The organism is Erythrobacter sp., assembly GCF_038133525.1.
Lineage (GTDB): Bacteria > Pseudomonadota > Alphaproteobacteria > Sphingomonadales > Sphingomonadaceae > Qipengyuania.
In genome coordinates, this window is the sequence record NZ_JAYPTL010000001.1 from 38825 (window position 1) to 61632 (window position 22808).

Annotated in this window: 22 protein-coding genes; 12 read left to right on the top strand and 10 right to left on the bottom strand. The window is 63.7% G+C overall.

The annotated features are described in order from the left end of the window. The first annotated feature begins 50 nt into the window (after nt 1-50). Entirely contained in the window at nt 51-482 is a 432-nt protein-coding gene (locus tag AAFM29_RS00235; RefSeq protein WP_341710807.1) for a hypothetical protein, read from the top strand. A 76-nt stretch (nt 483-558) separates the two neighbouring features. Beyond that, on the top strand, nt 559-1230 hold the full coding sequence (locus tag AAFM29_RS00240; protein WP_341710808.1) for a glutathione S-transferase family protein: 672 nt from the start codon (nt 559-561) through the stop codon (nt 1228-1230). A gap of 4 nt (nt 1231-1234) precedes the next feature. On the opposite strand, the gene mutM is transcribed toward AAFM29_RS00240, so the two are convergent. Next, nucleotides 1235-2050, bottom strand: a complete 816-nt coding sequence (mutM, locus tag AAFM29_RS00245; protein ID WP_341710906.1) for a bifunctional DNA-formamidopyrimidine glycosylase/DNA-(apurinic or apyrimidinic site) lyase — start codon at nt 2048-2050, stop codon at nt 1235-1237. A gap of 74 nt (nt 2051-2124) precedes the next feature. Here mutM and AAFM29_RS00250 point away from each other — a divergent pair, with 74 nt between their 5' ends. The 5 genes from AAFM29_RS00250 (at nt 2125) to AAFM29_RS00270 (ending at nt 7569) form a co-directional block, all read left to right on the top strand. Next, nucleotides 2125-3075 (top strand): DMT family transporter, encoded by a 951-nt coding sequence (locus tag AAFM29_RS00250; protein ID WP_341710809.1) that lies wholly within the window; start codon nt 2125-2127, stop codon nt 3073-3075. A gap of 4 nt (nt 3076-3079) precedes the next feature. Further along, complete coding sequence (locus tag AAFM29_RS00255) at nt 3080-3820, top strand: class I SAM-dependent methyltransferase (protein ID WP_341710810.1); 741 nt, start codon at nt 3080-3082, stop codon at nt 3818-3820. 1 nt (nt 3821) lies between these two features. Continuing rightward, nucleotides 3822-5384 carry a 2-polyprenylphenol 6-hydroxylase gene (ubiB, locus tag AAFM29_RS00260; protein ID WP_341710811.1) on the top strand — a complete coding sequence of 521 codons (1563 nt, stop codon included), beginning with the start codon at nt 3822-3824 and terminating at the stop codon, nt 5382-5384. A 68-nt stretch (nt 5385-5452) separates the two neighbouring features. After that, entirely contained in the window at nt 5453-6481 is a 1029-nt protein-coding gene (locus AAFM29_RS00265) for a hypothetical protein (RefSeq protein ID WP_341710812.1), read from the top strand. Then, nucleotides 6478-7569, top strand: coding sequence for a hypothetical protein (locus AAFM29_RS00270; protein ID WP_341710813.1), 1092 nt, complete (start codon nt 6478-6480; stop codon nt 7567-7569). The genes AAFM29_RS00265 and AAFM29_RS00270 overlap by 4 nt, the downstream gene beginning before the upstream one ends. On the opposite strand, the gene AAFM29_RS00275 is transcribed toward AAFM29_RS00270, so the two are convergent. After that, nucleotides 7535-7924 (bottom strand): hypothetical protein, encoded by a 390-nt coding sequence (locus AAFM29_RS00275; protein WP_341710814.1) that lies wholly within the window; start codon nt 7922-7924, stop codon nt 7535-7537. The genes AAFM29_RS00270 and AAFM29_RS00275 overlap by 35 nt on opposite strands. 126 nt (nt 7925-8050) lie before the next feature. On the opposite strand from AAFM29_RS00275, the gene AAFM29_RS00280 reads away from it, so the two are divergent. Together AAFM29_RS00280 and dut are read left to right on the top strand one after the other, a co-directional pair. Continuing rightward, entirely contained in the window at nt 8051-9817 is a 1767-nt protein-coding gene (locus AAFM29_RS00280; RefSeq protein ID WP_341710815.1) for a bifunctional phosphopantothenoylcysteine decarboxylase/phosphopantothenate synthase, read from the top strand. Continuing rightward, nucleotides 9810-10268, top strand: coding sequence for a dUTP diphosphatase (dut, locus tag AAFM29_RS00285; protein WP_341710816.1), 459 nt, complete (start codon nt 9810-9812; stop codon nt 10266-10268). The genes AAFM29_RS00280 and dut overlap by 8 nt, the downstream gene beginning before the upstream one ends. A 91-nt stretch (nt 10269-10359) precedes the next feature. Here dut and AAFM29_RS00290 read toward each other — a convergent pair whose 3' ends face one another. From AAFM29_RS00290 to secB, 4 genes are all read right to left on the bottom strand, one after another. Then, nucleotides 10360-11049 carry a DUF4136 domain-containing protein gene (locus AAFM29_RS00290; protein WP_341710817.1) on the bottom strand — a complete coding sequence of 230 codons (690 nt, stop codon included), beginning with the start codon at nt 11047-11049 and terminating at the stop codon, nt 10360-10362. A gap of 158 nt (nt 11050-11207) precedes the next feature. Then, complete coding sequence (gene trpS / locus AAFM29_RS00295) at nt 11208-12224, bottom strand: tryptophan--tRNA ligase (protein ID WP_341710818.1); 1017 nt, start codon at nt 12222-12224, stop codon at nt 11208-11210. Between the two features lie 173 nt (nt 12225-12397). Then, nucleotides 12398-13996: a murein biosynthesis integral membrane protein MurJ gene (gene murJ / locus AAFM29_RS00300; protein WP_341710819.1), complete on the bottom strand. Its 1599-nt coding sequence runs from the start codon at nt 13994-13996 to the stop codon at nt 12398-12400. 28 nt (nt 13997-14024) lie between these two features. Then, nucleotides 14025-14555, bottom strand: a complete 531-nt coding sequence (secB, locus tag AAFM29_RS00305) for a protein-export chaperone SecB (RefSeq protein WP_341710820.1) — start codon at nt 14553-14555, stop codon at nt 14025-14027. 236 nt (nt 14556-14791) lie between these two features. On the opposite strand from secB, the gene AAFM29_RS00310 reads away from it, so the two are divergent. The 3 genes from AAFM29_RS00310 to AAFM29_RS00320 are packed head-to-tail and all read left to right on the top strand — an operon-like array spanning nt 14792 to nt 17214. Next, nucleotides 14792-15445 (top strand): Tim44/TimA family putative adaptor protein, encoded by a 654-nt coding sequence (locus AAFM29_RS00310; protein ID WP_341710821.1) that lies wholly within the window; start codon nt 14792-14794, stop codon nt 15443-15445. Nucleotides 15446-15478: 33 nt separating this feature from the next. Beyond that, nucleotides 15479-16669: a murein transglycosylase A gene (locus AAFM29_RS00315; protein WP_341710822.1), complete on the top strand. Its 1191-nt coding sequence runs from the start codon at nt 15479-15481 to the stop codon at nt 16667-16669. Beyond that, nucleotides 16666-17214, top strand: a complete 549-nt coding sequence (locus AAFM29_RS00320; protein ID WP_341710823.1) for a Smr/MutS family protein — start codon at nt 16666-16668, stop codon at nt 17212-17214. The genes AAFM29_RS00315 and AAFM29_RS00320 overlap by 4 nt, the downstream gene beginning before the upstream one ends. Here the strand turns inward: AAFM29_RS00320 and AAFM29_RS00325 are convergent. The 4 genes from AAFM29_RS00325 to ahpC form a co-directional block, all read right to left on the bottom strand. Continuing rightward, nucleotides 17198-17812: a Pr6Pr family membrane protein gene (locus AAFM29_RS00325; protein WP_341710824.1), complete on the bottom strand. Its 615-nt coding sequence runs from the start codon at nt 17810-17812 to the stop codon at nt 17198-17200. The genes AAFM29_RS00320 and AAFM29_RS00325 overlap by 17 nt on opposite strands. 88 nt (nt 17813-17900) lie before the next feature. Continuing rightward, on the bottom strand, nt 17901-20087 hold the full coding sequence (gene katG, locus AAFM29_RS00330) for a catalase/peroxidase HPI (RefSeq protein WP_341710825.1): 2187 nt from the start codon (nt 20085-20087) through the stop codon (nt 17901-17903). 200 nt (nt 20088-20287) lie between these two features. Then, entirely contained in the window at nt 20288-21877 is a 1590-nt protein-coding gene (ahpF, locus tag AAFM29_RS00335; protein ID WP_341710826.1) for an alkyl hydroperoxide reductase subunit F, read from the bottom strand. A gap of 161 nt (nt 21878-22038) precedes the next feature. Continuing rightward, the gene (ahpC, locus tag AAFM29_RS00340) at nt 22039-22602 is read right to left on the bottom strand and encodes an alkyl hydroperoxide reductase subunit C (protein ID WP_341710827.1); all 564 of its coding nucleotides are present in this window, start codon (nt 22600-22602) and stop codon (nt 22039-22041) included. Nucleotides 22603-22808: the final 206 nt, after the last annotated feature.

Here is a 22808-nt window from a genome sequence, read left to right on the forward strand (position 1 = left end):
CGCGGCTGGCTAGCGTCATCCCATTCGCCACCGATTCGCGAGAAGCCACTATGCGCCCGACGATCATCCCCGCAGCCCTCCTGTCCCTGATCGCCATTCCGGTTGCCGCGCAGGAAGCCCCTGCTCCTGCGCCCGAAGCGGGGGCGCTGGCGGACATGGCGCAGCAGATGCAGGATCCCGAGCGCCAGCGCGACCTCGCCCTGGTTGCACAGACGATGGCTGAGGTGCTGCTCGACCTGCCGATCGCGCCGCTGGCGCAGGCGGCGGCGGAAATGGCTGGGGAAGAGGCCCGGCAGATCGCCCCCGACCTGACCTTGCGCAAGCTCGCGCCGGAAGCGGGGGAGCTGAGCGGCGAGATCGGACGCAGCGCTCCCCGTGTGATGCAGGCAGCGGGTACGCTGGCGGGCGCACTGGCAGCCATGGCCCCGACCCTGCGCGAGATGGCCGAGCAAATGGCGCGCGCCTTGCCGCGCAAGGATTGATCCCCGAGAAAATTCGCTTCGACCTTCGGGCAGGCGGTGGACGCGTCCGCGCCGGTGGTGCATGGTTAAGCAATCCATGTGGCAGCTTTTCACGTTTCCCCTTTGTCCGTTCAGCCGCAAGCTGCGCCTGCTCATGGGCGAGAAGAACATCGCCTATGAGGTGGTGCGCGAATACCCATGGGAAGGGCGCGACGGCTTCTGGCAGATGAACCCCGCCGGGCGGACGCCGGTGCTGTTCGATGCGGCGCGCCGCCGCGCGCTTTGCGACAGCCGCGCGATCTGCGAATTCCTCGAGGAAACGGTCGAGCGGAACCCGCTGACCGGTGGCACCGCGTTGCAGCGCGCGGAAATTCGCCGCTTGGTCGCGCTGTTCGACGAGAATTTCTACAACGACGTCACCGCGCCACTGCTGCATGAGCGGATGAAGAAGCGGTTGGTGCTGCGCCAGCCGCCTGACTCAAAGATCCTGCGCGAAGCGATGAAGATGGCGCACGGCCACCTCGACTACATCGACTGGCTGGTCGACACGCGGCAGTGGGTCGGTGGTTCGACGTTGAGCCTCGCTGATCTCGCTTGCGCCGCACAGGTTTCGGTTGCCGACTATCTCGGCGGGATCGATTGGAAGGGCCATGACCAGGCGCGCGGCTGGTATGCGGTGATGAAGAGCCGCCCGAGCTTCCGCCCGCTTCTAGCCGAGAAGATGGAAGGCCTGCCGCCCCCGCCGCATTACGCGCTGGTGGACGCCTAGGCCGTCACTTCTGGCATTTGGGGCAGAACCACGTGCTCCGCCCGCCCTGGACCACGCGCCGGATTGCGCCACCGTCCTCGTGGTGGCAGGCCTCCCCTTCGCGCCCGTAGACGTGGAATCGCGTGGCGAAGTAACCCAGCTCCCCGTCGGGTTGGGCAAAGTCGCGCAGGGTCGAACCGCCGTCGCGGATCGACTGCTCGAGGACATCCTTGATCGCGGGTACCAGCCTTTGCAGTTGCGGCATGGTCACCTTGCCGCCCAGTTTGCGCGGATCGATCCCGCTGCGCCACAGTGCCTCGCACACGTAGATATTGCCGAGCCCGGCAACGATGCGCTGGTCGAGCAGCAGCAGCTTGATCGCCTGCACCCGGCCGCGGGTCGCCTCGCGCAAATGCTCCGCGGTCAGCCCGTTACCGAGTGGTTCGGGGCCAAGCGCGGCGAAGGGCGGCCACAAATCGAGCTCCGGCGCGAGTAACAGGTCGACCGATCCGAACCGCCGCGGGTCGTTGAGTGCAAAGCGGTTGCGCGCAGTCGTCAGTACCAAATGGTCGTGCCGGTCCTCGTCCTGCGGATCGATCCGCCAGCGCCCGCTCATGCCGAGGTGGAAGACCATGGCATGGTCGCGGTCGGTGTGCAGGATGCCGTATTTCGCCCGGCGCGAAAGGCTGGAAATAGTCGCCCCGGTCAGCGCTTGGACCAGATCGGGCGGGAATGGGCGGCGCAGGTCGGGCCGGTTGACCTGCACGCTGACGATCCGCTCGCCCTCGAGGAAACGGGCAAGCCCGCGCACGGTGGTTTCGACTTCGGGTAGCTCTGGCATGGCTTGATCGGCCCTAATACCTACCGCGCATTCTGTCATCGCCAAGCAGGGGTGTCGCCACTAAGAGGCGCGCGATGACGACATCGAAGACGCAGTATCGGGCCTTCCTGTTGCTGGGCCTTGCCATGTTGTTCTGGGCCGGCAACTCGATTGTCGGACGGGCGATGGCGGATGCGATCCCGCCTTTCACCCTTGCCTTCCTGCGCTGGTTCGGCGCGACGTTATTCGTCCTGCCCTTCGCGATCCGCCCCTTGCGTGACGATTGGCCAAAGCTCGTTGCAAGCTGGCAGTCGGTGCTTGTGCTTGGCGTGCTGGGGGTCGGTGCATTCAACACCTTCCTCTATAGCGGGCTGCACTACACTACCGCCACCAATGCCCTGTTGTTGCAGGCAGCGATGCCGGGCCTTGTAATGCTGCTCGATCGTCTTGTGTTCGGCACACGCAGTGGCTGGCTGCAGCTCGTGGGGACCATGATATCGATGGTCGGCGTGATCGTGATCGTCTTTCGGGGCGATCCCGAAGCGGCGCTGCGACTGCAACTGGGGAAGGGTGACCTCCTGATCATGGGAGGGGTGCTGGTATGGACGCTCTATACAGTGCTCCTGCGCACCCGCCCAAGTGTCGACGGAGTGAGCTTCGTTGCGGCGACCTTCTTCATAGGCATGGTGGTGACGGCGCCGCTTGCCGGATGGGAATGGATCGCGGGCCTGCGCATGCAGTGGAGCTGGCAAGTGGGTGCGACGCTCCTGTTCGTCGCACTGCTGCCATCGGTGGCGGCCTATTTCATCTACAATGCGGCGGCGGCAAGCGTGGGGGCGGCGCGCGCTGGGCAGGCGATCACGCTGATGCCCGTGTTTGGGGCGTTCCTTTCCGCAGCCCTGCTGGGTGAGAAACTGCATGATTACCATGCCTTCGGCATCGGCTCGATCTGCGTGGGGATCGCGCTCGGAATGCTCGCGCTTCATCGACAGGCACCGGCGGAAATGCCGGGTGGCGCTCGTGCGGGTGCGCAGCTAGAGGACTGATCCCATGAGCAACACCGGCGAAATAGTTTCCTTCGGCTACGAAGACATCGACGCGAGCGAGAAGACCGAGCGTGTCGGCGAAGTCTTCTCCAATGTCGCGGCCAAATACGACGTCATGAACGATGCCATGTCGGCGGGCATGCACCGTTTGTGGAAGAACCGCTTCGTCAATCGCGTGAAGCCGCAGCCGGGCGAGACGATCCTCGACATGGCTGGCGGCACGGGCGACATTGCCTTCCGCATGGCGGCTAGGGGTGCCAGCGTGACCGTGTCCGATATCAATCAGGACATGCTCGACGTCGGCATCGAACGCGCGATGGAGCGCGGCATCGACGGGCTGGTGTGGAGCCGCCAAAATGCCGAGGAACTGACTTTCTCGAGCCGGATCTTCGACGCCTATACCATCGCCTTCGGCATTCGGAACGTCACGCATATCGACCGGGCGCTGAAGGAGGCGCATCGCGTGCTGAAATATGGCGGGCGCTTCTACTGCCTTGAGTTCTCGACCGTCGAATGGCCCGGCTTCAAGGAAGCCTACGACCTCTATTCGCACAAGCTGGTGCCGCAGATCGGCAAGGCGATCGCCAATGACGAGGAGAGCTATCGCTACCTCATCGAATCGATCCGTCGCTTCCCCGACATGCCCAGCTTCGAGCGGATGATCCGCGAGGCCGGTTTCGAGAACACTCGGGTCGAACCGATCATGGGCGGCCTCGTCGCGATCCATTCGGGGTGGAAGGTCTAGGGTGGCACGTCCGCTCACGCACATTTCGCGGCTGTTCCGCTGGGGCATCACGCTGGCGCGTCATCGCGCGCTGGTGGGGATCGAACGCGATCCCAACGCGCCCCCGCCGGTCAGGCGCATGGCCAAGCTGGCCCGCTGGGTCGCCTTTACCGGCACCGGTGGCGAGCGTGACTATGCCGGGGCGTTTCGCGATATCGGCCCCGCTGCAATCAAGCTGGGCCAGACCTTGGCAACGCGCCCCGACCTGGTGGGTGAGGAACCGGCGCGCAACCTGCTGACGTTGCAGGACGATTTGCCGCCGGTCGGTTTCGACAAGATCCGGCAAGTGATCGAATCCAGTTTCGAGCGCCCGCTCGAGGCGCTCTATGCCGAATTCGATCCCAACCCGATTGGCGCAGCCTCGATCGCGCAGGTCCACCGGGCGGTTACGACGGAGGGGCGCGAGGTTGCGGTCAAGGTGCTGCGCCCCGGGATTCGCGAGAAGTTTGCGCGCGATATCGAAACCTATGAATGGGCCGCTGCGCATGTCGAGGCAATGGGGGGCGAGGCCGCACGCCTGCGCCCGCAGCTGGTCATCGCCAATTTCAAGCGCTGGACCTTGCGCGAACTCGACTTGCGGCGCGAAGCGGCCTCGGCCTCCGAACTCGCCGAGACCATGGTTGGCACGGCTGGTTACGAGATCCCGGGGATCGACTGGGACCGGACCAATGGCCGCGTGATGACCATCGACTGGATCGATGGAATCAAGATCAGCAAGGTCGACGAGCTGAAGGCCGCCGGCCACGATACGGCGGAGATCGCCAATCGCCTGGTGCTGGCTTTCCTCAAGCAGGCCATCGCCGGCGGCTTCTTCCATGCCGACATGCACCAGGGGAACCTGTTCGTGAAACCGGACGGGACCATCGCCGCGATCGATTTCGGCATCATGGGCCGGATCGATCGCCGCGCGCGCATGTGGCTGGCGGAAATCCTCTATGGCCTGACCACAGGCAATTACCGCCGCGTCGCCGAGATCCATTTCGAAGCGAAATACGTCCCTAGCTATCACAACGTCGATGAGTTCGCGACCGCGCTGCGCGCCGTGGGCGAACCGATGCGCGGCAAGCCGGTGAGCGAGCTGTCGGTTGGCCAGATGCTCGACGGATTGTTCGCGATCACGCGCGATTTCGACATGCAGACCCAGCCGCATCTGCTGTTGCTGCAAAAGACCATGGTGATGGTCGAGGGTATCGCCACGCAGCTCAATCCCAAGATCAACATGTGGGACGTCAGCGCCCCCTATGTGCGCAGCTGGATACGCGATGAGCTGGGCCCCGAAGCGGCTATTGCGGACCGCATTCGCGAGGATACCGAAACGCTGCTGCGTATCCCCGAGCTGGTTCGCCGGATCGAGGAGCGCTTTCCTGCAAAGGGCGGTGCGCCCGAACCACCGCCCCTGCCCGATATCGAATTGATGTGGGAAAATCGCCACGGCGGGGGACGCGGCTGGCTCGGCTATGCCATGGCTGCAGTCCTTGGAGGGCTCGCGGTTTGGGCAGCGATAGCGCAGGGACTAATCGGCTGACGGGCGACACGGCGGCCCCGGTCTGGGACCGTTTCGCCCACTGGCGCCCCTGGCCCGCCCGACTTTTGTTGGCTTTATTGGTCGTCCTGCTGGTGCTTGCCGCCCTGACCCCACTCGATGCCGATCCTCAGCAAGTAGCAGCGCCTCCAGTACCAACAGGTACACAGGCCGAGGACGCCAGCCGCGATGACGATCTCGCGCTCTATGATCGGGTCATCGAGCGCATCGAAGCCGGCGAATCCTATTACGATTTTGTCGTCGAAGAACAGCGAGCCCGGGATTATCCGGTTCGGCCGGGCTTTGCCGTACGCCTGCCGACCCTCGCTTATATCCATGCCTGGCTGGGCGAACCGGGGATGATTGCCCTGGCGCTCCTGCTGGTCCTGGGGAGTACTTGGGCGTGGTGGAGGCGTCTGGCCGAGGAGCCAGGTGGCCCACGCCACCGTTTGCTGGGCACGGCCTTCATGCTCATGGGCGCTTCGTTGGGTCTCAACCGGTATTTCTTCGTGTTGCACGAGCTTTGGGCCGGGATGTTGCTTGGGTTCGCATTCGGCCTGCATCGGCCGGGGCGTTGGGGTTGGTCATTGGCGGTTGCTGCGCTGGCATTGGCGATCCGTGAACATGCATTGCCCTTCGTGCTTTTGCTGGGTGCAATGGCCGCCTGGCGGCGCGATTGGAAGGAAGCTGCTGCATGGGCTGGGCTGGCCCTGGCCTTCCTGGCGGTGATGGTCGTGCACCTTTCTCTGGTCGCGCCCCATGTGCTGGCAAGCGATCCGCAAAGCCCGCCCTGGCTGGTGCTGCGAGGGCTCTCTGGCTGGCTGGGCAACATCGTGCTCAGCTCCAACTTGCGCTGGTTGCCGCACCCGGTCGCGGGGTCGCTGGTGCTGCTAATGGCCCTCGGTTGGGCAGGGTGGAAATCGCCGGCTGGGACGACAGGGGCGTTCCTTTACCTGGGTTACGGCCTGGCTTTCATGATCGCCGGTCGTGCTAACAACTTCTACTGGGGCGCAGTAGTGGCTCCGGCGATGTTCGTCGGCTTGGCCTTCCTCCCGATGGCACTGGGCTCGCTTGTTACCTCCGCAAGGCGTTCCTGGTGAGCTTCGAGTTTCCCGAACGCCCACTGGCACTGGCGCCGCGCTGGCTGGCGCTGCTGTTGCTCGCCTTCTTCGCCGCAGCCTGTGCATGGAATGCGCTTTCGCTAGGTATTCGCGATACCGCGCATCTTGCCGATATCGAAACGCGACAGGATCGTGGTGAACGAGTGGACATGGATCTTTACCGACAAGTCCATTCGGCGGTGGCGCATGGAGAGGGCTATTACGCCGCTGCTACCCAAGGGAACCGCGACTTTGATTTCCCGACCAAGCCTTTCGTTACGGTGCGCACTCCGATCCTGGCATGGGGCGCTTCGTTTTGGGGAGATTTTGGTTGGCGAGTCGTTGCTGCGCTTTTGTGGGGCGCCAATGCATTTGTGTGGTTCATTGCACTTGCCGGAAAGGCGTCGCGAGGCGAGCGTGATGCTGCGGGCACATTCTCACTGCTCTTCGGTGCGGCAGCCTTCATACCAGAGGTGGCCTTCTCGCATGAATTACAAGCCGGGCTGCTGATTTCCCTCGCACTTGCCCTGAGTGCGACGCGCTGGTGGATTAGCGGGCTTGTGGCGGCGCTTCTGGGAATTGCGGTCCGTGAACTGGCAGCGCCGTTCATGCTGGCCTGGTTCACATTGGCATGCATGACCGGGCGTAGGCGTGAAGCGCTGGCGACGCTTGTTGCCCTCGGCGTGGTCGGGCTGGGCTTGTGGCTTCACGCAGAGGGTGTCGCTGGCGCGCGATCTCCCGGGGATTCAGCTTCGCCCGGATGGCTTGGGATGCTCGGTCCGTCGCTCCCGCTTTACGGAATACATGCTACCAGTTTGCTACAGATGCTGCCGAACTGGTTTGCAGGACCGCTTGGCGTCTTGCCCATGCTTGGTTGGTTGGCATTGGGTGGCCGAACCGGTACCTTGGCAAGCCTGTGGTTTGGCGGTTTCATGTTCGGCGTCGCCGTATTTGCACGACAGGAAAACTTCTATTGGATGGGGCTCTTTGTTCCCGCCTATGGGGTCGGCCTCGCTTTCGTGCCGCGGGCGTTGCTCGACCTCTTTCGTGTGCTCAGCTCGAGAGCGGCGCCTGCCCCCACGCCCTGATTGCTGCCAGCATCAGGATAATGAGCAGCGCTTCGACTGCCATTGACAGATACCAGCCCTGATAGGGTCCTTCGAGCGCCAGGTTGATGGCGCGCCCTGTGAACGTCAGTGAATAAAGTGCCAGTGCGGGTGCCAGCAAGGTGGCGCTCTGGCGGCGCGCGCCCAGCGCCATGAAGGCAGCCGAGACATAGAAAAACGAGGTCATGTCACCGCGCAGGGTCGAACTGCCGTGCAGACTGGTGACCGCCAGACCGAAATCGGCCCCGGCATTCTCAGGGTTCACCAGAAAACCGGTTCCCAACACCACATTGAGGATTGCCGCCAAAAACAGCAATGTAGTGAGAATTGCCTGCATATGAGTCCCTCCCGTTTCCCCTTTCTAAACCATAGGGCGCTATGGCAGCTGCGGCAATTGGCCTGCGTTCGGCGCTGGCAATGACGAACAGGGGGCGCTAGCAAGCGCGGTAATGAGACGATGGGAATGCATTCGCCGATCCGCGCGGGTAACCGTGCGCAGCATGAAATCCGCGAGGATGGGGGCTTGAGTGGCCCGCGTATCCTGCTGGTCATCGGCGGCGGCATTGCCGCCTACAAATCGTGCGAACTCGTCCGGCTGATCCGCAAGGCGGGTGGCTCGGTGACCTGCGTTCTGACCGAGGGCGGCCAGCAATTCGTGACCCCCATGGCGCTTGCTGCCTTGTCCGAGAACAAGGTCTATACCTCGCTGTTCGACCTGAAGGACGAGGTCGAGATGGGCCACATCCAGCTGAGCCGCGAAGCGGATCTGGTTGTCGTGTGCCCCGCCACCGCGGACCTGCTGGCCAAGATGGCGGCGGGCATTGCCGATGATCTGGCCACCACGCTGATTCTCGCCACCGACAAGCCGGTGCTGACCGTGCCAGCCATGAACGTGAAGATGTGGGAGCATTCGGCGACCCAGCGCAATGCCGACTGGCTGCGCCAGGCAGGCGTCGGGGTGATGGATCCGGACGAAGGTCCGATGGCTTGCGGCGAATTCGGTCCCGGGCGCCTGCCCGAACCTGCAGCGATCCTCGCCCGCATCGCGGAAGAGCTCAAGCTCGACATCGAACTGCCCGAACTTCCCGCCCCGGCACCGGCGCAGCTCGCCGCGCCAAAGGATTCGCTCGACGATCTGGCGGCCGAAGCGCTTGAGCCCGAGGAGGCGGAGGAAGCCGACGAGCACGAGAGCAAGAGCGGCCTCGGCCTTGGCGGTCTGCTCAGCGCGATCATCCCGCGCAGCACCAATCGCCGCAGCCATGAGGAAATCGAAGCCGAATTCGCGGCCCTTGAGGATTCCGAAGCGGCAGAGCTTGAAGAACCGATTGCCGAGCCTGAGTTCGATCCGGCGACGGCAGGGCCGCTGCTGGCCAAGAAGGGCAAGGCTGCTTCAGCACCGCCGACCGATCCCGACGCGATCAATCACGAGGTGGCCAAGCTCGATGCCAGTGCGCGGCCGCAACCGATGCCCGAAGAGGTCCAGCGGGGGCCGGTGGAGTTCGTGGACTCGGCAATTGCAGGGCAGGCCGTGTTCGATGCCGATCCGCAGAATCGCCCACTCGAGGGCAAGCATGTGCTGGTCACTGCCGGACCGACGCGCGAGCCGATCGACCCGGTGCGTTATATCGCCAACCGCTCTAGCGGGAAGCAAGGTTTCGCCATCGCCGCGATGGCTGCCGCCGCGGGCGCCCGCGTCACGCTGGTCACGGGGCCGGTGCATTTGCCCACGCCTGCGGGTGTCGATCGCGTCGACGTGGAGACTGCCGACGACATGGCCGAAGAGGTGCGCCGTGCGCTGCCGGCCGACGTGGCCTTCATGGTCGCTGCGGTGGCCGACTGGAAGAGCCGCCACGTCGCCGCTGAAAAGATGAAGAAGCGCGGGTCGGCCCCGCCGGCACTGATTCTTGCGGAAAACCCCGATATCCTGGCCAACACTGCTGCGGGCAAGAAACGACCCACGCTGCTGGTCGGCTTCGCGGCCGAGACCGAAAACGTGGTCGAGAACGCCAAGTCCAAACGCAAGCGCAAGGGTGCAGACTGGATCATCGCCAACAATGTCGCCTTTACCGAGGGCGAAAGCGTGATGGGCGGCGATCTCAATCAGGTCCATGTGGTGACGTCGAGCGGGGTCAAGAGCCTACCCGAAATGCCCAAGGAAGATGTTGCGCGCGAACTGGTCAAGATGGCTGCCGAGGCGCTCTCCGGCTCGGGAGACGATGCGCATGACTGATCGTGTCGGGGTGCGCATCAAGCGGCTGCCCCATGGTCACGGTTTGGAATTGCCAACCTATGCCACGCCGGGCGCGGCGGGCATGGATGTGGTGGCGGCCGAAGCAGTCACAATCGCTCCGGGTGCTCGCCATGCGGTCGCGACTGGGCTCTCGGTGGCGATACCCGATGGCTATGAAATCCAGGTGCGGCCGCGTTCGGGCCTCGCGCTCAAGCATGGCATCACCGTGCCCAATACGCCGGGTACGATCGACAGCGATTATCGCGGCGAGCTTAAGGTCATCATGATCAACCATGGGACCGAAGATTTCGCGATCGCGCGCGGCGATCGGATCGCCCAGCTTGTGCTGGCTCCGGTGACGCAGGCGATCTGGAAAGAGGTCGAGGAACTGGATGCCACCCAGCGGGGTGAGGGCGGCTTCGGCTCAACCGGCGGGCACGTAAAACTCTAACCCGTCAGCTGATCACGCTATGGGGGTCCTGTCGCCAAAACGCGGGCCCCACCGTGATCGGTGAAGCCCGCGCCTGCGTTTCAGAAGAAGGTCAATCGACCTTGCGGACGGTCTTCTTTTCCGGCGCGATCGAGATGCGCAGGGTCTCACCCGAATTGCCGGGGAAGTCGGTAAACATCGCTTCGACCAAATTGGGCACGAGGTACTGCAGCCTGCTCGACGTCGACACCGCCTGCGCCTTGCCTTCGAAAAGTCGTTCGCCGGTCGCCGCGCGGTCGATCTTCATCTCGATCCCGCTGGTGTAGACCGTGTAGCTTTCATAGCCATTGTCGAACCACGGATCGTAGAAGCCATAGCCCCAGGTGCGCCCGTAAAAGCGCGGCCGGTAATAGGATCGATAATAGGGACGGCTGAACCCGTACCACGGCGAATAGAAGGGGTCGGCGAACCCGGTCGAACGGACCTTCTCTCGCCCCTTGTCGATATCGTAATCGAACCGCACCAACAGGCTGGCAGCCTCGGGCGAGGCGGCTTCTGCATAGCCGAGGCGGTTCATCTGTGCTTCGACGAGGTCTGCGTACTGCGCGAACTCGAGTCCGCCAGCCAGGGCCGGATCGTCCGCTACGACATAATAGCTTTCGCCGGCGCCTGGCGCAGGCAGCTGCGACTGGTAGCGCGAGACATCGGCCTTGAACGGCGTCGCGCAGGCCGCAAGGCTGGCCAGGATCAGCGGCACGGTGGCAAGCTTGAGTTTCTGCCCCCAACCTTTGCGCTCGGTCATACTCAGTCCCTTTCGAGTGACGATATAGGTTGTACACGAGTTCGGTCGCCCGCGCAGTCTACCGCTTCCCCCTCGGCAAACTGTTAGCGAATATGCACTTTTCTACCGGATTGTCGATGAACCCGGTTTGAATGGGTGCACCGCATCGCGTTGCGGCTTTAGCCGCGTACCAGGCCCAGGGCCTCATAGGCAGCGTCCAGCGTCGGGCGGCCGATTTCGCGCGCATGGCTTGCCCCGCGTGCGAGGATCGCGTCGAGCGCTTCGTGGTCGCCGAGCAATTCGGTGAAACGCGTGGAGATCGGGCGCAGCGTCTCGACCAGTACTTCGCCCAGCGCGGGCTTGAACTTGCCGAAACCTTCGCCGCCGAAGTCGCGCAGCACGGCTGCCACCGTCCCGTCGGTCAGCGCGGCATAGATCGTCACCAGGTTGAGCGCTTCGGGCCGACCTTCCAGGCCCGCTTCCTCGCTCGGAAGCGGTTCGGGATCGGTCTTGGCCTTCTTGACCTTCTTCATCACCTCGTCGGCATCGTCGACCAAGTTGATGCGGCTCATGTCGGACGGGTCTGACTTGCTCATCTTGGCAGTCCCGTCGCGCAGGCTCATGATCCGCGCCGCCTGCGGCGGCACGATCGGTTCGGGCAGGGTGAAGACCGGCGCTTCTTCCGATGCGAAGTCGTTGTTGAACTTCTGTGCGATGTCGCGTGCCAGCTCGAGGTGTTGTTTCTGGTCTTCTCCCACGGGGACGTGGGTCGCCTGGTAGAGCAGCACGTCGGCGGCCTGCAGCACCGGATAGGTGAACAGCGCAACCGACTGGCCTTCGCGGTTCTTGCCCGCCTTGTCCTTCCACTGCGTCATGCGGTTGAGCCAGCCCATCCGCGCGGTGCCGCTCAACAGCCATTGCAGCTCTGCATGCGCGGGAACCTGTGTCTGGTTGAACAGCACCGAATGCTGCGGATCGATCCCGCAGGCGACAAGTGCCGCGGCCATTTCGAGCGTGCCCTTGCGCAGTTCGGCCGGATTGTGCGGTTGGCTGATCGCGTGGAGGTCCGCCAGGAAGAACAGGCATTGGCTGCCTTCGGCCATTTCGTCCTGCATGCGCACCCAGTTGCGGATCGCCCCCAGGTAGTTGCCGAGGTGGAGATTGCCGGTGGGCTGGATGCCGGAAACGACGCGCATAATTGATCTCTTTCGTATGTGATGGTTCGCCCGTTAGCCAGGGCGAGAGGTGCTCAGGATTGGAGCGTCAAAGCCATCGCCAGGCCGCCCGCCCACGAACCGCAAAGCGGCGCGGGGCAACGCTGGAAGAGAGAGACATCTTGGTCATTTGCGCGTGCTTTAACACAGGCGGATCAATCGGCAAGATCGACCGGTTCGGCCGGCCGCCTGCGTCGAAGCTGTGCCAGCAGGTCCTTGTCGAGTGCGCCGACCAGATAGGCGGTGCCGAAGAATATCCCCGCTCCGGCGATGACCAGCAGCGAGAGCGACCAGATCCGGCCCAAGGCATCACCGCGCCAGAAAGGCTCGAGCTGTGGTGTGAGCCACCACAAGATGGCGCCCATCGCGGCCGTTGCGACCAACTGTCGCATGATCTTCCCCGCAAGTTTGCCAGTAAAGTGAAACCACCCGCGGATCTGCAGGATGGTGTAGAGCGTCAGCACATTGAGCGTGGCGGTGACGGCGGTCGCAGCGGCGAGCCCGGTGATGCCATAACGTGGCACGACATAGAAATTCAGCGCGACATTGATCGCCAATGCGCCGGCAGCAACCCACACAGGGGTCCGCGTGTCTTCGCGGCTGAAGAAGGCGGGCTGGAACACCTTGATCAGGACATAGGCAGGCAGCCCGCAGACCAACGCGATTACGATATTGCCCATCAGCGCAGTATCTTCGGGGGTCATCTTGCCACCCTGGAAGATACCGGCCGTGAATGCCTCGGCGCAGATCGACAAGGCGACCGCACAGGGCAGGCACAGAAGCATGGCAATTTCAATCGCATTGGCTTGCAGGCGCTGTGCTTCGGCATTGTTGCCGGACTGGATATGGCGCGCCAGCATCGGCAAGATCGCGGTGCCCAACGCAATGCCGAACACGCCCAGCGGCATCTGGTTGAGCCGGTCGGCAAGCTTGAGCAATGTCAGTGAACCTTGCGGCAGGCTGGTGGCGAAGAATGTGTCGACCAACTGGCTGATCTGATAAATGCCGGCCCCGAAGGTTGCCGGAAGCATGAGCATCGCCAGACGCTTCACTTCGGGTGTAAACTTGGGTGTGGTGATCCTCAGCTGGACGCCAGCACGGCGCGTGGCCCACCACATGTAGGCCAGCTGTGCCACGCCGGCGAGCGCCAGCGAGATCGCCAGCGACCAGGCCACGATCGTGTCGTCATCGCTCGCGCCGCGCAGGTACCAACCGGTCACGATGCCGCCGATCATCACGATGTTGAGCAGCACCGGTACGAAGGCCCCGGGCGCAAACCTCGAGCGCGCATTGAGAAGGCCGGATAGCATGGCCACCAGGCTGACCAGGGCCAGGTAGGGAAAGGTCACGCGGCTAAGCATGACTGAGAGTTCAAACTTCCCTTCGACCGACTGATACTCGCGCGCGAGCATCCAGACGATCCCCGGCATCGCGATCATGCAAAGCGCCGAGAAGCCCAGCAGGACCCACACGAAAACCGAAAGCACGTCGGTCGCGAACCGGTCGGCGGCCTCTTCGCCGCCGCCTTCCTCTGCATGCAAGCGCCGCGTGTACATCGGCACGAAGGCGACGCTGAAAGCGCCTTCGGCAAACAGGCGGCGGAATGTATTGGGCAGGGTGAAGGCGAGTTGCCAGGCATCCGCCGCCAGCCCAGCGCCAAGCACGCGGGCCAGCAGCATGTCGCGGGCAAAACCGAAGATGCGGCTGACCAGTGTCAGTCCGCCGATCGTACCAACGTTCCTGACGAGGCTCACAGCGGGCCTCTGTCTGACCGGCCCAGCGTCAGGCCTGGCCGCCCGGGCTTGTGGTGACAGTACCCTGCTCCGCGGCGCGCGCGGCGAGCTGCTGCTGGTAGAGCGAGCCGAAATCGATCGGATCGAGCATCAGCGGCGGGAAGCCGGCATCGCGGGTTGCATCGCCGATCACGCGGCGGGCGAAGGGGAACAGCAGGCGCGGCGCCTCGGCAAACAGGAAAGCATGCGCGTGCTCGTCGGGCAGGTTGCGAATGCCGATCAGGCCGCAATAGGTCAGTTCGACCAGGTAAAGCTGGCCCTGATCGACCTTGGCATTGGCGGTGATCTTGAGCGTTACTTCATGCGTTTCGTCGCTGATGCCTTCGGCCCCGATGTTGAACTGCACGTCGAGCTGCGGCTGTCCGGCCCACTGGAAGCAGGCGGGGGCATTGGGATTCTCGACCGACAGGTCCTTCACATATTGCGTGATGACACCGACCGCAGGCTGATTGTCGGCGCCATTGGCACCGGCTGCGGGATCGAGGTTGAGGTTGGTCAAAACGTCGCCATCATCGGCCATGTCAGCACATCTTTCAAAACAGGTCTGGTAATACCCGAAGCCGTCTGCCGACCCCCGGGCGCTTGGTTGCGCGCGCCTAGCACTTGCCGCATCGCCTAGCAATGCGCGGTTCAACACCCTTCGCAGCCCCCGTGCCGTTCATCGTAGGAACATTGTCGGTTTGTAATTCTTCCCTATCTAGGGCAGAAAGGCACAGAACACTCCTGTGCCGACAGGGACTAGCGGACTACCGAACTGTGATTACCGAAATCGTCATCCTCGCCATGATCGCCGCCTTCCTGGGGCTGCGACTCTATTCGGTGCTCGGGCGCCGCTCGGAGCATGAAGAAGAGGTGATCCCGCACCGCTTCGATCGCGGTGATGTGGCTCAACCGCCGATGGCCGAGCCGACCCCGCTGCGCCAGCCGGTCACACTGCGTTCTTCGGACAATCGCGCACCTGCCAACGAGGCCGGGGTGCGGGCGATTGCTGCGGCCGATCCTCGCTTCGACCTGCTCGCCTTCCTTGAAGGTGCCAAGGGTGCCTATGGCATGATCCTCGACGCGTTCTGGAAGGGCGATAAGGCCACGCTGCGCGAGTTGACCGACGACGATGTCTATGCCGGTTTCAGCAGCGCGATCGATATGCGTGAGGGTGCGGGTGAAACGCTCGATAACCGCCTGATCCGGATCGAGGATGCAACCGTGCGTTCGGCAGAGCTGGATGGCCGCACGGCGCGCATCGCGGTGTTGTTTGTCGCCGATATCGCTGCCGTCACGCGTGACAAGGATGGCAATGTCGTGGCCGGTTCGCTCGACGATGCAATCGAGAGCCGCGACGTGTGGACCTTCTCGCGCAATGTCGATGCCCGTTCGCCAGACTGGGTGCTCGACGAGACCGACCAGGGCTGATCGCCCGCTACTTGGCAACACCGGGGAGGGAATATGCGCGGCTGGCTTGTCCTTGCGGCGATGGTGCTGCTTGCCGGTTGCGTTCGCGTGGTTCCCCAATCCACGCCGCCGCGGGCGATCGGCACCCCGCCGGTGGTAACGAGTGTCGCATCTGCGGCCTTCGCCGGATTGGCCCGTGGGCCGGATGTGGGTGCGCTTGGCATCGCATCCGACGACGCAGGAACCGCACTTTCCTCCTTCAATGAATCATGCCCCAAGATGCTGGGCCGCAAGGATAGCAGCGGGCTGACCGTGGCAGAAGACTGGCGCCCGGCCTGCGAGGCGGCCCAGCGCTGGCCTATCGGCGATGCGGGGCGCTTCTTCTCGACCTATTTCGAAACCGCCCGGGTCGGCGACGGTGCGGCCTTCGCCACCGGCTATTTCGAGCCCGAGATCCGTGGCAGCCGCACCAGGGCGTCGGGATACGACGTGCCCGTCTACAGGCTGCCCGACGACCTGGTACGCGCCTGGCCGGCTGATAAGCCCGAGAGCGAACGGATCGGTCGCCCGCCGCTGGGGCGCTATGATGCGTCCGGCATTTTCGTTCCCTATTTCGAGCGGGCGGAGATCGAGGACGGGGCGCTTGAAGGTCGGGGCCTCGAGATCGCTTGGGCGGCCGACCCGATCGAGTTCTTCTTCCTCCAGATCCAGGGTTCAGGCCTGTTGCGCCTGCCCGACGGTTCGCTGATGCGGATTGGCTATGCGGGACAGAACGGCCGCGAATATGTCGGTATCGGCTCGATCATGCGGGAGCGCGGGCTGCTTGGCGAGGGGCCCGGCAAATATCCCGGCTCGATGCAGGGGATCATCCAGTATATCCATGATTATCCGACGGAGGGGCGCGAGCTGATGCGGCTCAACAAGAGCTGGATCTTCTTCCGAGAACTGACCACCGATGGGCCGCTGGGTGCGCTCGAAGTGCCGGTGCGGCGCGAAGCTTCGGTAGCGGTCGATCCCAATTTCGTGCCGCTTGGCGCGCCGGTATTCCTCGACCTCGACCGCAATGAGGCCGACGGATTGTGGATCGCGCAGGATACTGGCGGCGCGATCAAGGGGCTCAACCGCTTCGATACCTTCTGGGGCAATGGCGCCGATGCGCGGGCCATTGCCGGTGGGATGAGCGGGCGCGGCTCCGCGCTGGTCCTGCTGCCACGCGGGACCCTTGCCCGTCACCAGTCGCAGTGAGCGCGCCGCGTGGTCTGACTGCGGAGGAAAGCGCCGCCTGGGAGAAGCTCGCCGCTACCGTGCAGCCTTTGCATCCGCGCAAGCCGGTGCCGCCGATCGCGACCATTGTCTCGGTCGAGAAGCCCAAGCCCAAAGCCAAGACTCCTCCACCCGCCACACCCAAACAGACGGCCCCGCCCGTGCTGCCGCAGCCTAAGCCGCAGGGCCTCGATTCGCATTGGGACCGGCGGCTCAAGGCAGGTACGCTGCAGCCCGAACTCACGCTCGACCTGCATGGCCACAACCTCGACGCTGCCTATGACCGGCTGATGAGCGGGATTGCACAGGCCCGCGCGATGGGCGCCCGCACGATCCTGCTGGTAACCGGCAAGTCACGCCCGGTGGAAGCGGCGGACCGGGCCGAACGGCGCGGGGCGATCCGTGCCAAGGTGCTCGACTGGTTGGCCGCATCGAGCCATCATTCCGCGATCGCCGCAGTCCGTCGCGCACACCAGCGCCATGGCGGCGACGGGGCGCTCTACATCGTGCTCAGGCGCGAGCGCTGACAAGCCGCTTGAGGCCTAGCAGCAGCGCACCCATTGCCAGGAAAAATAGCGAAAGCCCGGTGATGTTGAGCGCCAGCTGGTCCCAGCCGAACTTCGACCGATCGAGAAAGAAATAGGGATAGAAACCGGTCAGCGCCCCGTTCGCCAGGGCGAAGACGGTGTAAAGGATCGGCGCAACCATCACCACTGGGAGCGTCCGGCGCGAAACCGCCTGCGGCGGGGTGAAATGCAGCCACCAGGCGATCGTCGCGACCGGCGCGAAGGTATGGAACACCTGGTTGGTTGCACGATCGAGCCCTTGAGGGTGATGATCGATCGCGAGCAGGGTCCAATAGACCAGCCCGACGATGGTCAGCGCGGTAGCCAGCGCAAACAGCAGCGGCTGCGGAACCCGCCGGCCCGATGCCACCCATCCCATCGCAACCGCAGCGGCAATGTTGCTCCAGATCGTGAAGAACCGCAGAAGCAGGCCGAAGGCGATCAAGGGCGATCCGTCGCGCTCGAGATTAAGCGTGGTCTGCAAGGTCAGCGCGGCAATGATCGCCACCGCAGTGGTGGCGGCCAAAGCGCGCGCGGCGGTCGAGGTTTGCCTGTCCATCGGCACCGCATATCGCAACTATTGCGGCAGGCAAGCAAAAGGCCCCCGGCATCGCTGCCAGGGGCCTCCTGCGGAACCTCGTCGCGCCTCAGGCGAGGTCGAAGCGATCCGCGTCCATTACCTTGGTCCACGCGGCAACGAAGTCCTTCACGAACTTCGCCTCATTGCCGTTCTGGGCATAGACTTCGGCTACGGCGCGCAGCTGCGAGTTCGAACCGAACACCAGGTCGGCCCGGGTCGCGGTATACTTCTTCGCGCCGGTCTTGCGGCAGGTACCTTCGAATTCTTCCTCGTCCGCATCGGTCGCCGACCACTTGGTCGACATGTCGAGCAGGTTGACGAAGAAGTCGTTGGTCAACTGGCCCTTGCGGTCGGTGAAGACGCCATGGCCGGTGTTGCCGGCATTGGCGCCCAGCACGCGCAACCCGCCGACAAGCACCGTCATTTCCGGAACGGTCAGGCCCAGCAGGTCGGCACGATCGACCAACAGGTCTTCGGTTGAGACGCTGAGCTTGCCCGAACGGTAGTTGCGGAAGCCGTCGGCGAGCGGCTTGAGCCATTCGAAGCTATCCGCATCGGTCTGTTCGGCCGAGGCATCGCCGCGCCCGGTCGAAACCGTGGCGGTCACGCTGTGGCCAGCATCCTTGGCCGCCTTTTCGACAGCCGCCGTCCCGGCCAGGACGATCGCGTCAGCCATCGAGAGCTTGCCGCGCAAACCGTCAAGCTTGGCGAGAACCTTGGCCAGTTCGTCCGGGTCGTTCACCGCCCAGCCCGACTGCGGGGTAAGCCGCACCCGCGCGCCATTGGCGCCGCCGCGATGGTCGGTCCGGCGATAGGTGGAGGCCGAGGCCCAGGCCGCCTTGACCAATTCGCTGACGCTCAATCCGCTGCCGAGAACCGCCGCCTTGAACGCGGCCACGTCTGCGTCCGAAGGCTTGGTTCCGGCGGGAACCGGATCCTGCCAGATCAGGTCTTCGGCAGGCACTTCGGGGCCGAGATAGCGCGACTTCGGACCCATGTCGCGGTGGGTCAGCTTGAACCAAGCGCGGGCGAAGGCGTCCTTGAAGGCCCCGTGATCTTCGGCGAAGCGTGCGGAGATCTTGCGGTATTCCGGATCCATCTTCAGCGCCATGTCGGCGGTGGTCATGATCGTCGGGACCTTGACGTTCGGGTCACCGGCGGATGGCGCCAGGTCGGCCGGATCGGGATCGATCGGGGTCCACATGTTGGCACCGGCTGGCGATTTCACCAGCTTGTATTCGTATTTGAACAGCAGCCGGAAATAGTTCTGCGTCCATTCGAACGGCGTGTTGGTCCACGGGCCTTCGATGCCCGAAGTGATCGCCGAATCCGGCAAGCCATCGGCGTTGGGATTGTGCCAGCCGAAGCCTTGTGAGGCCATGTCTGTCCCTTCGGGCGCCGGGCCGAGCAGGCTGGCATCGCCATTGCCGTGACACTTACCAAAGGTGTGCCCGCCAGCGGTCAGCGCGACGGTTTCCTCGTCATCCATCGCCATGCGTGAGAAGGTGTCGCGCATGTCGCGCGCCATGCCGGCCATGTCGTTGGGGTTGCCGCCCGGGCCTTCCGGATTGACGTAGATCAGCCCCATCTGGATCGCGGCCAGCGGGTCTTCGATCGACCACCCTTTGTCCGGCTGGTTGCGGGTCTGCGCACCGGTGTTCACCCACTCGTCTTCGGTGCCCCAATAGACCTTCTCGGGATAGAACACGTCGGGGCGACCGCCGCCGAACCCAAAGGTCGGGCCGCCCATGGATTCGATCGCGACATTGCCCGCGAGTACGAAGAGATCGGCCCAGCTCAGTGCGTCGCCGTACTTCTGCTTGATCGGCCACAGCAGACGACGGGCCTTGTCGAGGTTGCCGTTGTCGGGCCAGCTGTTCAGCGGGGCGAAACGCTGCTGACCTTCGCCCGCGCCGCCGCGGCCGTCATGCACGCGATAGGTACCCGCCGCGTGCCATGCCATGCGGATCATGAAGGGGCCGTAATGGCCATAGTCGGCCGGCCACCAATCCTGGCTGTCGGTCATCAGCGCGGTCAGGTCGGCCTTCAGCGCGGCATAGTCGAGCGTCTTGAAGGCCGCGGCATAGTCGAAATCCTCACCCAGCGGGTTTGGGGACAGGCCGCGATCGCTCATCAGGTTGAGAGGGATGTTGTTGGGCCACCAATCGTCGTTCGTGCGGCCCAGCAGGCTGCGGGCACCCATATCGTGCTGGTACGGGCATTCGCCGCTGATCGAACCGGTTTTCGCGTCCATGGATGCTCTCTCCTCTGCTTGAGACTCGGGGTCTTTCCCTTGCTACCTGCGGAGGATGACGCTTTGGCGGTAATGCGTCCAATCGATTAATCGGTTCAAATTGATTGTTTGAACCGATTGATCTGCAATGTTTCGATCCAAACGAAAAGCGCCGCGAATCCAGCTGGATCGCGGCGCTTCGGCTCGGTGGATGCGGCCGATCAGGCGGCTTCGGCGATCTCTTCGGCCGGCTCTGTTCGGATCAGGTAGTCGAAAGCCGAAAGGCCCGCCTTTGAGCCTTCGCCCATCGCCACCACGATCTGCTTGTAGGGCACATCGGTCACGTCGCCCGCGCCGAAGATGCCGGGCAGGTTGGTTCGCCCCTCGGCGTCGGTCACGATCTCGCCGAACTTCGTCAGGTCCAGCCCGCTGTCCTGCAACCATTCGGTGTTGGGGACGAGGCCGATCTGGACGAAAACGCCCTCAAGCGTGATCCGGCGTTCCTCGCCGGATTTGCGGTGCTTGAGCACAAGGCCATCAACCTTGCCGTCCTTGCCAGTGATCTCGGTGGTCTGGCCGCTCGTGATGATCTCGACGTTGCCGAGCGAACGCAGTTTGGCCTGCAGCACTTCGTCGGCGCGCAGCTTTTCGTCATATTCGATCAGCGTGACGTGGCCGACGATCTTGGCGAGGTCGATAGCGGCTTCGACGCCCGAATTGCCTCCGCCAATCACCGCGATGCGCTTGCCCTTGAACAATGGCCCGTCGCAGTGCGGGCAATAGGCCACGCCCTTGTTGCGATATTCCGCCTCGCCCGGGACGCCGAGATTGCGCCAGCGCGCGCCGGTGGCGAGGATCAGGCTGCGGGCCTTGAGGCTGGCACCATTGCCAAGCTCGATGGTGTGCAGGCCGCCTTCGGCTTTGGCCGGGACCAGCTTTACCGCCCTGGCCAGGTCCATCAGGTCTATGTCGTATTCGCCGACGTGGCGCTTGAGCTCGCCCGCCAGCTTGGGTCCTTCGGTATAGGGTGTGCCGGGCAGGTTCTCGATCCCCAGCGTGTCGTGCAACTGGCCGCCGAAGCGTTCCGCCGCGATCCCGGTGCGGAAGCCCTTGCGCGCCGTGTAGATCGCGGTCGCGGCGCCGGCCGGGCCGCCGCCGATAACCAGCACCTCGAAGGGCTCTTTCGCGGCAAGCTTCTCCGCCGCCTTGGCATCGGCATTGCTGTCGAGCCGGCTGAGAATCTCACCCAGCTCCATCTTCCCGTTCCAGAACGGTTCGCCGTTGAGGAAGGTCGCAGGCACGGCCATGACTTCGCGTGCATCGACTTCGTCCTTGTAAGTCCCGCCTTCGATCAACGTCGCGGTGATGCGCGGGTTCTCCAGCGCCATCAGCGTCAGCGCCTGCACCACGTCCGGGCAATTGTGACAGGACAGCGAGAAATACATCTCGAAATGATAGTCGCCCTCCAGCCCGCGAACCTGCTCGATCAAATCGGCGTCGACCTTGGGCGGATGGCCCCCGGCCCACAGCAGGGCGAGCACCAGGGAGGTGAATTCGTGGCCCATCGGCAGGCCGGCAAATCGTACCCACTTTTCCGCATCGCTGGCGCGGCGGATCACGAAGCTGGGTTTGCGTGGATCGGTCCCGTCGAAACTTGCGCGGACCATGTCGTGCAGCGCGGCGATTTCCTCGAGCAGTTCGCGCGTCTGCGCGCTCTTCGCGCTGTCATCGAGCGAAGCGACCAGCTCCACCGGCTCGCGCAGATTGGCGAGATAGGCGGTCAGCTGCTGTTTCATCGTGGCGTCGAGCATGGCGAGACTCCGGGTGTCGATAGCGGGGGAAGTGAAGCAAAAAGGCCCGGGGCGAGGGGGAGGGAGGGGTTTGCCCCGGGCCTTCCAGCGACCCGAGATTTGCGCTCGGGTTCATGGGTGGGCATCCCATGTACGCCCACCCAATCTGCATAAGTCGCGCGTCAGATCTTGCCGACGAGGTCGAGCGAGGGCGCGAGGGTTTCTTCGCCTTCTTCCCATGCGGCCGGGCAGACCTGGCCGGGGTTGTTGCGGACATACTGGGCAGCGCGGATTTTGCGGACCAGTTCGTTGGCATTGCGGCCAACGCCTTCGCAGGTCTGTTCGACCAGCTGAATCACGCCATCGGGATCGATCACGAAGGTCGCGCGGTCGGCCAGGCCGGCACCCTCACGCAGCACGTCGAAATTGGTTGCGAGGTTGTGGTTCTGGTCGCCCAGGAACGGGAAGTTGAGCTTGCCGATCTTGTCCGAAGTGTCGTGCCAGGCCTTGTGGCTGAAGTGCGTGTCGGTCGACACGGCATAGACTTCGACGTCCAGCTTCTGGAGCATGTCGTAATGCTCGCCCAAGTCTTCGAGCTCGGTCGGGCAGACGAAGGTGAAGTCGGCCGGGTAGAAGAAGAACACGGCCCACTTGCCCTTCACGTCAGCTTCGGTCAGGTCGAAGAACTCGCCGTTCTTGAATGCGGAAGCCTTGAAAGGTTTGATTTCAGTATTGATTACGGACATTGAAAAACTCCTTATCTGAGTCGTTTTCGTCGTTGGTTGAGAAGACAGGAGCAATGGTATGCGCCTGGGCTAAATACTTAAAATAAATTTCAACTAAACCCTGAATAGCTTTTCGCTATATAGGCACGCCGCCGCCGATTTCAAGGTGGCAGGGATATCTTGGGGTTATTTTCGTGAAGGTTTCAGGGCTGTCCGGTTCTGCCGTA

Coding starts and splice junctions, on each gene's coding strand:
- AAFM29_RS00255 (WP_341710810.1), top strand. CDS start 3,080: ATGAGCAACACCGGCGAAATAGTTTCCTTCGGCTACGAAGACATCGAC.
- AAFM29_RS00315 (WP_341710822.1), top strand. CDS start 15,479: ATGCGCGGCTGGCTTGTCCTTGCGGCGATGGTGCTGCTTGCCGGTTGC.
- katG (WP_341710825.1), bottom strand. CDS start 20,087: ATGGACGCGAAAACCGGTTCGATCAGCGGCGAATGCCCGTACCAGCAC.
- trpS (WP_341710818.1), bottom strand. CDS start 12,224: ATGCGCGTCGTTTCCGGCATCCAGCCCACCGGCAATCTCCACCTCGGC.
- AAFM29_RS00250 (WP_341710809.1), top strand. CDS start 2,125: ATGACGACATCGAAGACGCAGTATCGGGCCTTCCTGTTGCTGGGCCTT.
- dut (WP_341710816.1), top strand. CDS start 9,810: ATGACTGATCGTGTCGGGGTGCGCATCAAGCGGCTGCCCCATGGTCAC.
- secB (WP_341710820.1), bottom strand. CDS start 14,555: ATGGCCGATGATGGCGACGTTTTGACCAACCTCAACCTCGATCCCGCA.
- AAFM29_RS00275 (WP_341710814.1), bottom strand. CDS start 7,924: ATGCAGGCAATTCTCACTACATTGCTGTTTTTGGCGGCAATCCTCAAT.
- AAFM29_RS00280 (WP_341710815.1), top strand. CDS start 8,051: ATGCATTCGCCGATCCGCGCGGGTAACCGTGCGCAGCATGAAATCCGC.
- AAFM29_RS00235 (WP_341710807.1), top strand. CDS start 51: ATGCGCCCGACGATCATCCCCGCAGCCCTCCTGTCCCTGATCGCCATT.
- ahpF (WP_341710826.1), bottom strand. CDS start 21,877: ATGCTCGACGCCACGATGAAACAGCAGCTGACCGCCTATCTCGCCAAT.
- AAFM29_RS00325 (WP_341710824.1), bottom strand. CDS start 17,812: ATGGACAGGCAAACCTCGACCGCCGCGCGCGCTTTGGCCGCCACCACT.
- AAFM29_RS00240 (WP_341710808.1), top strand. CDS start 559: ATGTGGCAGCTTTTCACGTTTCCCCTTTGTCCGTTCAGCCGCAAGCTG.
- ahpC (WP_341710827.1), bottom strand. CDS start 22,602: ATGTCCGTAATCAATACTGAAATCAAACCTTTCAAGGCTTCCGCATTC.
- AAFM29_RS00290 (WP_341710817.1), bottom strand. CDS start 11,049: ATGACCGAGCGCAAAGGTTGGGGGCAGAAACTCAAGCTTGCCACCGTG.
- mutM (WP_341710906.1), bottom strand. CDS start 2,050: ATGCCAGAGCTACCCGAAGTCGAAACCACCGTGCGCGGGCTTGCCCGT.